At 55.9% G+C, this 12,691-nt stretch carries 12 protein-coding genes; 2 read left to right on the top strand and 10 right to left on the bottom strand.

Going from position 1 to position 12,691, the window contains the following annotated elements; translation table 11 throughout:
- Positions 1 to 62 precede the first annotated feature (62 nt).
- The 8 genes from E3E36_RS09945 to E3E36_RS09980 are packed head-to-tail and all read right to left on the bottom strand — an operon-like array spanning position 63 to position 8,815.
- Positions 63 to 893: a hypothetical protein gene (locus tag E3E36_RS09945; protein ID WP_342764405.1), complete on the bottom strand. Its 831-nt coding sequence runs from the start codon at positions 891 to 893 to the stop codon at positions 63 to 65.
- Complete coding sequence (amrS, locus tag E3E36_RS09950; RefSeq protein WP_167895401.1) at positions 890 to 1,936, bottom strand: AmmeMemoRadiSam system radical SAM enzyme; 1,047 nt, start codon at positions 1,934 to 1,936, stop codon at positions 890 to 892. Before amrS ends, E3E36_RS09945 begins: the two co-directional genes overlap by 4 nt.
- A 13-nt stretch (positions 1,937 to 1,949) precedes the next feature.
- Positions 1,950 to 2,684, bottom strand: a complete 735-nt coding sequence (locus E3E36_RS09955) for a polysaccharide deacetylase family protein (protein WP_167895402.1) — start codon at positions 2,682 to 2,684, stop codon at positions 1,950 to 1,952.
- Entirely contained in the window at positions 2,684 to 3,907 is a 1,224-nt protein-coding gene (locus E3E36_RS09960) for a glycosyltransferase family 4 protein (RefSeq protein ID WP_167895232.1), read from the bottom strand. The genes E3E36_RS09955 and E3E36_RS09960 overlap by 1 nt, the downstream gene beginning before the upstream one ends.
- Entirely contained in the window at positions 3,883 to 4,767 is an 885-nt protein-coding gene (locus E3E36_RS09965; protein WP_306463670.1) for a lysylphosphatidylglycerol synthase transmembrane domain-containing protein, read from the bottom strand. Before E3E36_RS09965 ends, E3E36_RS09960 begins: the two co-directional genes overlap by 25 nt.
- A 35-nt stretch (positions 4,768 to 4,802) precedes the next feature.
- Positions 4,803 to 5,768: a thiamine-phosphate kinase gene (locus tag E3E36_RS09970; protein ID WP_167895233.1), complete on the bottom strand. Its 966-nt coding sequence runs from the start codon at positions 5,766 to 5,768 to the stop codon at positions 4,803 to 4,805.
- Between the two features lie 56 nt (positions 5,769 to 5,824).
- Positions 5,825 to 7,087, bottom strand: a complete 1,263-nt coding sequence (locus E3E36_RS09975) for a TIGR00375 family protein (protein ID WP_167895234.1) — start codon at positions 7,085 to 7,087, stop codon at positions 5,825 to 5,827.
- Between the two features lie 9 nt (positions 7,088 to 7,096).
- Positions 7,097 to 8,815 (bottom strand): chloride channel protein, encoded by a 1,719-nt coding sequence (locus E3E36_RS09980; RefSeq protein WP_167895235.1) that lies wholly within the window; start codon positions 8,813 to 8,815, stop codon positions 7,097 to 7,099.
- Between the two features lie 75 nt (positions 8,816 to 8,890).
- Between E3E36_RS09980 and E3E36_RS09985 the strand changes: the two genes are divergently transcribed.
- Entirely contained in the window at positions 8,891 to 9,361 is a 471-nt protein-coding gene (locus tag E3E36_RS09985; protein WP_167895404.1) for a hypothetical protein, read from the top strand.
- Position 9,362: 1 nt separating this feature from the next.
- On the opposite strand, the gene E3E36_RS09990 is transcribed toward E3E36_RS09985, so the two are convergent.
- Together E3E36_RS09990 and E3E36_RS09995 are read right to left on the bottom strand one after the other, a co-directional pair.
- A complete protein-coding gene (locus tag E3E36_RS09990; RefSeq protein ID WP_167895236.1) occupies positions 9,363 to 10,682 on the bottom strand; it encodes a cation:proton antiporter in 1,320 nt (439 codons plus the stop codon).
- Positions 10,670 to 11,164, bottom strand: coding sequence for an HPP family protein (locus E3E36_RS09995; RefSeq protein ID WP_167895237.1), 495 nt, complete (start codon positions 11,162 to 11,164; stop codon positions 10,670 to 10,672). The genes E3E36_RS09990 and E3E36_RS09995 overlap by 13 nt, the downstream gene beginning before the upstream one ends.
- 173 nt (positions 11,165 to 11,337) lie before the next feature.
- Here E3E36_RS09995 and E3E36_RS10000 point away from each other — a divergent pair, with 173 nt between their 5' ends.
- A complete protein-coding gene (locus E3E36_RS10000; RefSeq protein WP_167895238.1) occupies positions 11,338 to 12,690 on the top strand; it encodes a sodium:proton antiporter in 1,353 nt (450 codons plus the stop codon).
- Position 12,691 lies beyond the last annotated feature (1 nt).

Below are 12,691 nucleotides of genomic sequence, written 5' to 3' on the forward strand. Positions count from 1 at the left end.
CCGTAAAAATGAAAGGGAGCTTAATTAAATGCCTATAGCTTTTTCGCCTTTTGCCGATAATATCAAGTGCCCAGTTTAAACTCCGTGTTCTTCTTTTCCATGAGCCGCTTCTTCACGGGCCTCGTGACAAGCTCATTAACGAAGGCCCCTATATCCGTGAGCGCATTTTGAAGCTCGGAAGCCGTGATGTCAACAACCTCGGGCTCAAGTACTGAGATGGCAACCGGGGCGTACTTTGCGGTGAGCTGAACCAGGGTCTCAAAACTGGACAGGAGCTCAGCGGCCAGAAGGCCCTTAAACCTGCCCTCAACCACGTCCCCCTCAATGACCAGCTTGTTTATCCTGCACCCTTCAAAATCTAGCGCTCTGGACATGGTTGCCCTTATGGACTCTTCACTTTCTCCAAACACCTCAATGACGAAGCGGTACAGAATGTTCCTGTCCTCCACAATAAGCTCCTCTATTTCCTCGCGGGAGTATCCGATCCTCGGCTCTGGGACATCCTCAAGCTTTGGATAGACGGCAAGGCCGCCGAACTGCTTCATGAGGTTACCCATAACGAGGGACACCTCTCCAAGAACCTTCATCAGGTCTTTGGAGTGAACCTCCACCCTGCCAGGGGAAATGATCTCCACAACGGCCGGAGAATACCTCAGGGCCAGCCGGACGACGTCCTCGAAGTCAGCCACCATGTGGGCCTCCACGAGGCCGGAGTACTTCAGAGTATCCTCTCCGGGGTTTTCGATGACTTCCTCAACGGAAAGACGCTTTAATCTGATGTTCCTTTCACTCCTGATGCTTTCAGCAGTCTCGGCCAAGGCCCTTTCTAAAGCTTTCTTGTCGCTTCCCATTCCTTCTATGTAAAAAATAACCTCGATTTCCGCCAATTTCACCACCACATCCAGTTATATCGCTTTTTCAGGTACGTCCCGACAACGGGGATGGGTTCACCGCAGTATTCGCACTTCCCATTCTTTATGTGGTACTCCGTAATCTCAAATCCCCAGCGCACTATTAAAGGTTTGCCGCATTTCGGGCAGTACGTGTTCTCTCCCTCATGACCCGGCACGTTGCCGATGTAAACGAACTTCAGCCCCTCCTCCCTGGCAATCCTGTACGCCATTTCGACGGTTCGTACGGGGGTGGGTGGGAGGTCGGTCAGCCGGTAGTGGGGAAAGAAGCGTGAGAAGTGGACAGGCGTATCATCGCCGAGCTCCTCAACCACCCACCTCGCAAAAGCTCTTATCTCCTCCTCACGGTCGTTGAGCGTGGGAATAATCAGGTACGTAAGCTCGACGTGGATGCCGAACTCCCTCTTAGCCAGAACCGCCGTCTTCTTGCTTGGCTCCCCTCCGGGAACCCCCGTTACCCTCATGTAGAAGCCGTCGTTAAAGGCTTTTATGTCTATATTCATGGCGTCAATGTAGGGTGCGAGTTCCCTGAAGGGCTCCTCGTTGATGTAGCCGTTCGTAATGAGCAGGTTGTGGATGCCTTCCCTCCTTGCAAGTTTCGCAGTGTCAAGGACAAACTCGTACCACACCACAGGTTCATTGTACGTGTATGCTATGCTCTCACAGCCGTACCTCTGCGCGAGCGAGACTACATCCCTCGGCGGTACGTCTCGGAGGTACGGAAACTCTTCCCCGGCCTGGCTTATCTCCCAGTTCTGGCAGTACCTGCAGTGCATGTTGCACCCTACAGAGCTTATGGACAGGGCACAGGAACCCGGCCAGAAGTGAAAGAGGGGCTTCTTTTCGACGGGGTCCGCGGCTATGGAGGAGACCTTACCGTAGTTGAGCGTGTAGAGCTTCCCCCCGATGTTTTTCCTGACGCGGCAGGAGCCGGTATGGCCATCATCAATTATGCAGTTGACCGGACACAGCGTGCACCTCACCCTGTATCCGCCCTCATGCTCCCAGTAAAGGGCTTCCCTCATGGGCCTCACCAACTTAAATACGGCTAGCCCCGTTTAAGTCTTTGGTGTGTTCATCGTGGTAATCCCCCATGGTCAGGAACTTTGCACCATTCCTTCTGTGGTAGTCAATGAGCCTCGCAAGGAGCTCAAGGGCCCTGTCTCCTGTGTTGAACCTGCAGTCCCACCGTATCCTTTCGCCCTGCATCGGCACGAACTCCCACGGATGAGCAAAATATACCCTTGGCTCACCCAGCACGCTGTGGATGAAGCGCTGTATCCCCCAGGGAAGGCGCAGTACCGAGGAGGTTACCGATGCAGGAACCTCAAGGACGTTCCCGAAAAGCCTTATCCCACCCCGGTAGCCCTTATAGACGGCCTTTGACGAGTCCACCAGGATGCCGTTCTTCGAGAGTATATCATAATAATAATTAGGGAACTGCAGGTTGGGGGCCCTGAACGACACAACATCCCCGAACTTCCGGAGAACCGCCAAAGACTTCTCTATCGCCTTCCTGCCAGCTTCGGGTTCTATCCTGTCGAGCCTCTCATGGTCATAACCGTGGCTTCCCAGCTCGTGTCCCTCATCAACGACACGTTTCACGAGCTCGGGAAATTTCTCGGCCATTCTGGCCGTGAAGAAAAAGGTCGCCTTGACGCCCTTTTCCGAGAGGAGATCCAGAACCCTCGGAAGTCCCATCTCCATACCCCTGGTGCTCGTCAGGTAAGGGGGGCAGTCGTGTTCAACATCAAACGTCATTAAAACCCTCATCATCCCAGCCTCCTCATGAGCCTGTACATCAGGTACCTTCCGTCAGTTTCTCTCCCCGCCTCCATCGTGAAGCGATACACCCACAGGATGCGCCGCAGGATGACCTCCCAAGAGAACTCCTTTTCAGCCCGCTTCCTTGCCTCTACACCCATGTCGGCGAGCACCTCAGGGTTTCTGAGAACCTCGGCGAGGTTCCGCGCCATCCCCTCCTCACTATCTGCAAGGAGGCCGGTGACACCGTGAACCACCATGTCGGACAGCCCGCTTTCGTTTCTCCCGACAATCGGGGTTCCTGTAGCCATAGCCTCAAGCCCGACCACGGGGAACGCCTCCAGGATCCCTGGCATTAAGACCACGTCAGCGGCCCAGTAAACCGGCAGGAGCCTTCCCCTCTCCATGAAGCCGTACAGCTCGGCCACTTCCCCGACACCAGTTTGTACCAAGTTTTTCTCCAGCAGGGGCCTCATCGGCCCGTCCCCTATCATCACGAGTCTGAGCTTCTTCTTAGGAAAACCGCTTTCTTCCAGGGCCTTTTTAATCATAAAAGGTATCCTGTGGGCCTGCTTCCTCTCGGTCATTCTCCCGAGGTACAGGATGACGAGCTCATCCCGAACCCCTATATCCCTGCGGGCCTTCTCGCGTTCCTCCGTTTCCGGGAGGCGCCATTTCTTAACGTCAATCCCGTTTGGAATCACAACCACCGGGCGGTTTTTCAGGGCCCTCCCCATGAGTTCCCTTGTGTCCTCTGCTACAGGGGTGCTGACCGCGATGAACGTATCAACCCTCCGGAGGTTGTACCGCACAAAGGGCCCCACTATGGGGTCGAGCAGGGGGCTACCGTAGAACGAGTGGTTTGTGGCAACTACAGGGACGTTCCTTATTCCCCTGGACACCTTTGAGACGGCCACCGCGAGGGGTGAGTATATGCTGTGGATGTGGGTTATATCAAAGTCGGCCCTCTTGTAGAACTCGTTTATTTTCATCAGCTGGCTTATGCCGATGCTTGCGTGGTACTTCCTGAAGTACAGGGCCGCGGAAAAACGGACAACCGGATAGGGGAAGCTGTCCGGATAGGGCTTCATATACCTGTAGTCGTGGGTTATAACGTACGGTTCGTGGCCGATGGCGGAAAGGTTGCGGGCCAGCTCATCAATGTGCGACTCAATGCCCCCGATTTTAGGGTAGAACCAGTCGCTGGCTATTGCGATCTTAAGGCTCTCCATATTTCAACCCCTCCAGACGTCAGGAGCACCAAAAAGCCCACCGCACTGCTGATCACGTAGGAGACCAGCCTTTCCAGCAGGGTCACAGAGACCGCCAGAGTGGAGGGGAGCCCAAAGTGTATCAAAGTCCCCACCAGTCCGCCCTCAATGATGCCGATCCCTCCGGGTGTGAACGCCATCAGGCCGAGAACCAGGTTTGCTACCGAGACAACGGCCACGAGCCCCCACGAGAGACTGAGACCAAAGGCCAGTGTTATCAGCTTCAGACGTACAACATCGAGCACCCACACCGCGGAGCTGAGGCCAACGGCAGCTAAGTTGATGTTATGGAGGCTCCTAAGTGCAGTTATGCGCTTCAGCTCTTCCGGGGTTGCTTCAGTACGGAACACCCTGAGGGACACCCTGACGAAGGAGTCCCACTTTATCCAGATCAGCGCTATACCCGCCGCCCCGATGGCGACAGGTACTGCCGGTTCGGATGAGAAGTAGGTCAGCCCAACCAGGAACAGCACCATCACCGGGATGGTTTCCAGTATCCGTTCGTAGACTATGCTGACAGCAGACATACCGGCCGGGATGTTCACCCTCCTGGAGACCCACGCTATCCTCAGAAGCTCCCCCCCGCCCCGGCTCATGGGGGTAACGTTATTCATGAATATCGAGGCCATTATTGCCTTCACGAGCTCCCCCATGGGAGCCTCCCTGCCAATGCCCCGGAGTATGAGCCTCCACCTGAGCGCGTACAGCAGAACGCTGACGTAGTACGTCACCAGCGCAAGGGCTATGTACTCCACCGACGCGCCCCTGAGCACCGAGAAATACTGGGAAACCTCCGATGAAATACTCTCCACCATAGTCATGACCTAAATTCTACTCCATGGGGTGCCTTAAAACTTTATCGGAACAACTGTCTATACCTGCCTGATCGGACTGCACTGAAGTGTTCCCAGCCCAGGAGGGGCATTTTTAACCGTTTTCCCTGGGAAGTAATGTAGACCCCCCTCCCTTCCGTAACCCTGCCTATCACGTGGCAGTCCGCCCTGCACTCATGCAGTTTTTCTTCCGGGAGAGTAAAAACAAGCTCGAACTCCTCTCCGCTGGCCAGGGCTATCTCCAGGGGACTGATTCCAAGGGCACGGGCGGCTTCCCGAACCTCATCCACGATAGGAATGTCCTCACCCCTGATCTCCATCCCCACACCGCTCGTCTCAGCGATTATGTGGAGCTCCTTGGAAAGACCGTCGCTTACGTCTATTGCGGCCGTAGCGATGCTGCTTATTTCAACCCCCTCATCAACCCTGGCTCTGGGCTCCAGCAGCTTTTCGTAGAGGGCCCTCCTGACCCGCGCGCTCGTTTCAACACCGTTCATCCACACGAGGAGGCCCGCCAGCGCCCGCCCCACATCGCCCGTGATGCAGACGAGGTCACCGGGCTTTGCCCCACTTCTCGTCAGGAGCCTCTCCGTCCTCCCCAAGGCGATACCGTCAATTATCAGGTCGTCGGCCTCGTTGGTATCGGCGCTCAGAACAGGGACGTCGTAGAATTCAAGCGCCCTCCCTATGCCCCTGGCGATCCCCTCCAGATAGTCCCGATCCACGTCACTTGGAACCCCTAGGGAAAACAGGAAGCCTATGGGCTTGGCACCCATAGCAGCGACGTCGCTCACGTTCATTGTCACGGCCTTGAACCCCACCTGCTCCGGTGTCATTATGTCTGGGACGTCGGTTTTTCTCACAAGCATATCGTTAGTTGCTACCAGCCACTCCCGGCCGATTCGTATCGCACCCGCATCGTCGCCGAGAGGGAGGTCACCCTGTTTTCTGAGGTGCGCCATGAACATCCCTATTATCTCACGTTCCATCAGGTGCTCCCCCAGGGAGAGTTAACGGAGAGGATTAAAACCCTTCGCCGGGACTATTAAGATGGTTTCAAAAACTCCATGAGGCTAACTTGCCTGGGGCGGTACTCTTCCGATGGCACACTGACATCTATGCCCTCCAAATCGCGGACATCCGCCCTCCGTATTTCCTCGGGAAGCTTTATCTCTCCGTATCTTCCCCCACCCCCGGGAACAACTATAAGCTTGCCCTCCCTGTAGGCCCAGACGGCCTTGGCCACCTCATCGTGTACCTGGGCAAGGTTCTCCACAGGGACGTCCACCAGAACCCGTATCTCGCTCCCGAACTCCTTCAGAAAGCGCTCCCAGACGAGTCTGACGGCCTTCGTCCCCACACCTTTTCCCAGAACCATGGAGATTATCTCGGCCAGGGGGGCGAGCCTGATGTACGGAGGCCTGTCCCGTGGCTTTTCGCTGGTATCCGCCAGCTCAAGAATTCTATCGCGGACGCCCTTCTTTATCCTCCCGCCGCACTTGGGACACCTCCACCTGAAAGCCCTTGCATCTTCGATGGAGTACTTTGAATAACAGCGGGAGCAGGCCGTAAGGTGGTACTTTCCAAGCCGGGGGTCGAGGCCGGCGTTGAGGACTATTCCCCTTCCGCCTCGCTTCAGTATAGCCTTTCTGACCTCCTCGAACGTTGGCTCTTCTATTTCGAACCGGTTGAACTCCCTCCCCAGCCGGTGCGGCATCGGAGAGTGCGCATCAGAGTTGCTGAGGTACGTGAGCCCGTGGTGGGCCTTTATCACGTCCGCCATTTCAGAGTCCGCGGAGAGCCCCAGCTCAAGAAAGTGTATCCTCGCTCCACCATAGGCTTCCTTCAGCGAGTCGTACTCTTTATAGAGGCTCGTCCAGGGGGTGAAGGCATGTGCAGGCCCTATGAGAACGTCGAGCTCGTTCGCCAGGTCAGCTATCTCAGCCGCTGAAAGGCCCACGTGCGGCCTCCCCTCGGTGTCTATGTCACCCGAGTACGGCCTCAATCTTTCCCTCATCTCCCTGACTGTCCCAATACTGGGGAAGATAAGGACGTGGTGAACGCGTCTGCTGTCCTCAACCTCGGCCGTCAGGAGGAACTTAACACCATTCAGCTCGTAGGTGCCCTCCTCCACCCTGTCCGTGTGCTTCAGCAGTTCCTCCTCCCATCTGGGGTTGAGTATGTCCCCCGTTCCCACTACCCCCAGCCCCTTGAAGCGCGCGTTTTCCGCCAGGTTCGGAATGGTCATAGTCTTTGATACCGCCTTCGAGTATCTAGAATGAATGTGAAGATCTGCATCGATTCTCATAAAACCACCTCACTCTATGTACATGCCCTCCAGCCCCCTATAGTACGCACGGTATATGTCCCTTTTAGTTATTACTCCGACGAGCTTTCTGCTACCCGGGCATTCAAGGACGGGCAGAAGGTTCTGATCGTACTCCATCAGCTTTTCAAAGGCCTCCTCCGCGGTTTCACTCGGGTAGGTTACCCCATACGAATCCCCAAGGAAGCGCTCAACCGGCATACCCTTTTGGAGGACCGGCCTTTTCAGTATATCCTTTATCCCTATAACCCCTATGACCTCACCGCCCTCATCCACCACGGGGAAGCAGTCATGGCCGGTCTCGGCTATGAGACGCTCCACGTCAAGGAGTGTGTCGGTCTTCCTGACGTAGACCGGTTCCTTCGTCATGATCTCCCCCACGGAGATGGTCTCCAGGATGACCGGCCTGCCTGTCCTCACGTGGTACCCCTTCCTGGATAGTTTGAGTGTGTATATGGACTCACCTTTCAGGAAAAACCTCGCGGTCAGGAAACCTATGGTCGCGGACGTCATCACCGCGGGAAGAACCGCGTAGCTTTTTGTGAGCTCCGTTACCATCAGAATCTGGGTAATCGGGGCCTGGGTCATACCGCTGAAGAAGGCCGCCATCCCCGCAAGGGCATACACGGTGGGACTTGAGACGTGGGACGGGAGCAGGACGCTCATTACGCTGCCAAAGGCGGCCCCGAACATTGTTCCAATGTAGAGGCTAGGGGCGAAGACACCCCCGCTCTGCCCGGACCCTATGGTGAGGGCGGTTGCCAGCATCTTGACAGCGGCCAAGGTCACGAGAAGCCCCACCGCGAGCTCTCCCCTAAATGCCATTCCCATTCCCTCGTACCCTATCCCGAAAATTCCGTATGCCGGGAACAGCATGCCAAGGAAACCGACCCCCAGCCCGCCGATAACAGGCTTCACAGCTTCAGGAAGGCCCACTCTCTCGAACCCGTCCACCACCCCGTAGAGGAATCGGGCGTAGAATGCCGCCAAAAGTCCGAGTATGAGGCCGAGTGCAAAGAAGAGGGGCAGCTCAAAAAGGGTGTGCCCCGTTTCAGGAACCTCAATTTCCACGGCCCTTTGAAGAACCGCCAGGGTTACCGCGTTTCCCGTCACGGAGGCAATGAATATGGGCACGAGGTTGATCGAGAAAGCGCCCATATAGACGACTTCGAGGGCAAACATTGCCCCGGCGAGGGGTGTGTTGAAGGTACCGGCTATGCCGGCCGCCAGTCCGCAGGTCACCAGCAGTTTTCTCATTTCCTTGGACAGGTTGAACCAGCCGGCCAGAAGCGACGTGAGGGAGGCCCCTATAAAGCCTATCGGCCCTTCCCTTCCAACGCTTCCGCCCGAGCCTATTGTTATGGCGGTTGCCACAGTCTTGAGGACGGCGAACTTTCCGGGTATGTTGCCCCTTTTAAATATGACCGCCTCCACGACCTCAGGGATGCCGTTGCCCCTGATTTCAGGACATTCCCTGATGAAAAACGAGACCGCAAGCGCCCCCAGGGCAGGGAGGAGGAGATAGCCCAGGTTGAGGCCGTGGAATCCGTACGAGATTCGCGGCAGAATCGTGCGGAAGAAGAGGGCGTGGGCAGCACCGACCAGTACCCTGAAGGCAACTGCACCGATTCCCCCAACTATTCCGGCCGCTATGGAGAACACTATGACCGTCCCCCATTTCCTGAGGTATCTTCCGTTCCCCTGGGGCATCAATGTTGGTAACACCCACCGAATAAAAAGCTTAAGCTTTTATACCCCTTGATGAATGGGATACCGGTGGAAACTATGAAAGTTGAAGGATTTGTCTCTTCCCTCAGAAACGCTGAGACTGTGGGTGAACTCTTTAAGATACTCCATGAAAAGGGCGCCCCCGTCATCGAGCTCGACGGGAAAAAGTTCCTTATAGTTGTGGAGGGAGACTTTGAGGGCCGGAAGTTCTGGACAGAGATAAACGGCGAGAAGGCCAACCAGGCCCTCGGCGACGCCATGCTGAACTCTTCAAGCTTCCCATTCAAGTGCAAGCGCCCTTACACCGGAGGGAACGTCATCTTTGTGAACTTTGATGATATCGAAGTGGGCGAGTTCCTCGTCGCCTATCGCGACCAGGAATACGGGGTCTTCTATCTGGTTGAGAATGGGAGTGAGAAGGAAATAACAAAGGCCGAGTATGAAGAGCTCCTCCCGAAGATGCCCGAGTTCAGGATAAAAAGCATGAGCGAAGAGCAGATGGAGGTTATGGGGGCCTTCTTTGGCTGACTCACACCTGGCTCTTTAGCTCCTTTATCTTTCTCTTCGTTGTCTGTATCCTCTCCACCTTCCGGGCGGCCTTTGTCGTGGTGGCCACCTCTATCTCCCTTCTGAATGCCCACTTAAGGAGCGGCGGCGTTATCAAAACCGAGACCGTTATGAATATCAACGTGGCCGCTATGAACTCCGGTGCGTGTTTCTGGCTTATGGCCCCTCCGTGTATGGCGACCATTAGGTCAACGAGGGCCACTTCAGTCCTTGGAACCGAGCCAATGCCCATCTGGAGCGACATCCAGAAGTTCTCCCTGGTAAAGAGAAAGTCCCTGCCGCGACCCCATGCGGTCAGCCATGCCCCGACCCCTCTTCCAAAGACCTTTCCGAAGACGGCAACCGCTGTGAGCACCGCCGCAAGCACAAGGGCCTTGGCGTTCTCGAAGACAGTCAAATTGAGCATTGCACCCGTGTGGACGAAGAAGAAAGGTATGAGCAGGCCGTAGCCGATGGCACGAACGTCGTCCATGAGACGCTTTCCTTCAGGAACCCTGGAGAGGACAAGACCCATCATGAACGCGCCCTCTATGGCCGCGGCGAACCAGCCCTCGGCCAGGGCGGCGAAGAGGAACATCATCCCTAGGACAACCCCGAGTATACCTTTTTCAACGTGGAGCCTCTCGGCGAATCTTATGTAGTAATCAACCAGGTACCACCACACGACGCCAGTTATTATAAAGAACGCGACTATTTTTGCGCTCAGCTCCACGAGGCTCCCGCTGCCCACGGCGAAGATGACGAGGGCTATGCCGAGAAAGTCGTCCATAACGCTCGCGCTCAGCGAAGCGGCACCGACTTCACTCTTCAGTACGCCCAGATCCATCATGACGCGGACTGTTATCCCGATGCTCGTCGCAGTGAGCAGCACACCTCCCGCGAAGGCCTCCCTGCTGGGGTATCCCATCTCAACGAGTGCGAACCATCCGATGACGAGGGGAACGAACACACCAAGGAGAGTGGACACAGTGGCCGTTAGACCCGTTTTCTTCAGCTGCTCAAGGTCCGCATCGAGGGCCCCCAGAAAGAGCAGAAATATTATGCCCAGTTTGGCCAAGAAGTTGGAAACGACAGTCAGATCCGTGGTAAACCCATCTCCCGAAACTATGGGGAGGTACTTGGGGGCAACGATACCAAAGTAGACCAAGTTTCCCAGAAGCATGCCCATCAGGAGCTCTCCGAGAACTCCCGGAAGCTCGTAGCGCTCCACCAGACTGTCCCCTATCTTGGCAAGGATGAGAGAGATGCCAAGGGCGAACAGCAGCCACGTCACTGTTTCCATTGGGCACCACCCACCCTGAGGAGCCTGAGGAGTTCGTCTATCAGTATGCGCAGGCTCACTTCCCCCACCAGCTTCCCCTCACTGACGACCGCAAGAACCTGAATCCGGTACTTGCGCATCTTCATGAGCGCGTCGAGGACTGTAGCGTCCTCCTCTATCGTCAGCACGTGCTTTTCTGCTATGTCCGCAGCCCTCGTGGCGCCCCCCAGGATGGACTTCATGGTCTTGCCGGTCATTCCGAGCTTGAAGCGGTGGGCCTCTGGCGGAAGCAGCACATCTATGACGTCAAAATACCTTATCAGACCCAGCAACCTCGGCTCTTCCCTGCTCTCAACGACCCAAACGTGATGTCTCGTACGGAGTATCTTGAGGACACTCATCAGGTCAGAGTCCGCAGTGACCACAGGCATGTTCTCAAACCTTGGCATGATGTCAGCCAGCCTGAGGGAGTGAAAGCTCTCGAGGGCCGCCTCGACTTCCATCTCTCACCACCAATTCTGAAGGATGAAAAAGTCTTATTTAAGGCTTTGTGAGGGCCATGGAGCACCGGAGAAACGTTTAGAACATTGTACCAATAGAGATAACAAAGATTCACCGCGGACGGGAATGCTTTAATACAAATATGAACGACTGAAAGACTAAGGGAGGGCCTGAGATGGCAGCAACCGGTGCATCAAACGTTCTGATACCAAGCGTTGATCTTCTGGCGTACGTGATATTCCTGGTTCTGGCGATAGGCCTGCTGTCCCTGCTCGTGAGCAGGAGGTTTAACGTTTCATACGTCCCCCTGTTCATCCTCCTCGGGATCTTCGTGGGGCCGGTTCTGGGGATCCTCAACAGGACACTCGCCCACGAACTGTTCAGCTACATACGTGTTTTCGGCCTCGTCATGATACTGTTCACGGAGGGGCACACGCTCAGCTGGAAAATGCTCAAGAAAAACTCGGGGACGATACTTACCCTGGACACAATCGGGCTCCTGCTGACCGCCCTCATCATAGCCTTCGTTTTCTCAAGGGTCTTCGGGGTGCCATTTATTGTCGGGTTCCTCTTTGGCTCGATAGTCGCCGCAACGGATCCCGCGACCCTGATACCCCTGTTCAGACAGTACCGCGTCCGCGAGGACATAGAGACTATCATAGTGACGGAGTCCATATTCAACGACCCCCTGGGCATTGTCCTGACGTCGGTTGCCATCGCACTCCTCACGCCGGAGGCATCGAGTGCAAGGTTCCTTGAGAGCCTGGCCCACTACGTCGGCCTTTACCCCGCGGCCCTGCTGTTCTTTGCATACCAGATGGGCGTCTCAGTCCTTATCGGGGTCAGCCTCGGTGTAATCGGGTACCACCTCCTTAAACACGCGGAGATCGAAGGCTTTCCCGAGGTCGTGATATTCTCCCTCACCCTCGCCTTTGGGGGCTTTCTCCTGGGGGAGCTCGCCCAGGCGTCGGGCTACCTTGTCGCAACGTTAACGGGCATTGTGCTCGGGAACCACAAGGTTTTCTTCAGGGACGAGCCGGAGGTCGTGAGGAGAGTCATGCGCGCAATAGAAAGGGAGGTTCACTTCAACGAGAGCCTTGCGACGATGGCCACCATATTCATATTCACCCTCCTCGGTGCCAGCCTCGACCCCGAGCTGATAACGTCCCACCTCGCTCCTGGAGTTGCAGTTGCCCTAGCTTTGATATTCCTGGCCAGGCCGCTGGCGGCACTCCCCATACTCAGATGGCACTCCATCAGGGAGTACCTGTTCATATCCCTTGAAGGGCCGAGGGGTGTCGTTCCGGCTGCCCTCGCGAGCCTGCCCCTGACTCTGGGACTGACGTACGGCAACGGACAGCTGGCCCAATGGGGCGAGGTTATACTCAGCACCACGATAATCACCGTCCTAGTTACAGTCATCATTGAAACACTCTGGGTGCCCCTCCTCAGGGAAAGGCTGATAGAGGCCTCCAGCATAGAGAAAGAGCTGAGGAGATCCAGGAAAAAACGAAAAGGGGCGCGTTAGA

This window comes from Thermococcus sp. M36 (genome assembly GCF_012027355.1).
In the GTDB taxonomy this organism is placed as follows: Archaea; Methanobacteriota_B; Thermococci; order Thermococcales; family Thermococcaceae; genus Thermococcus.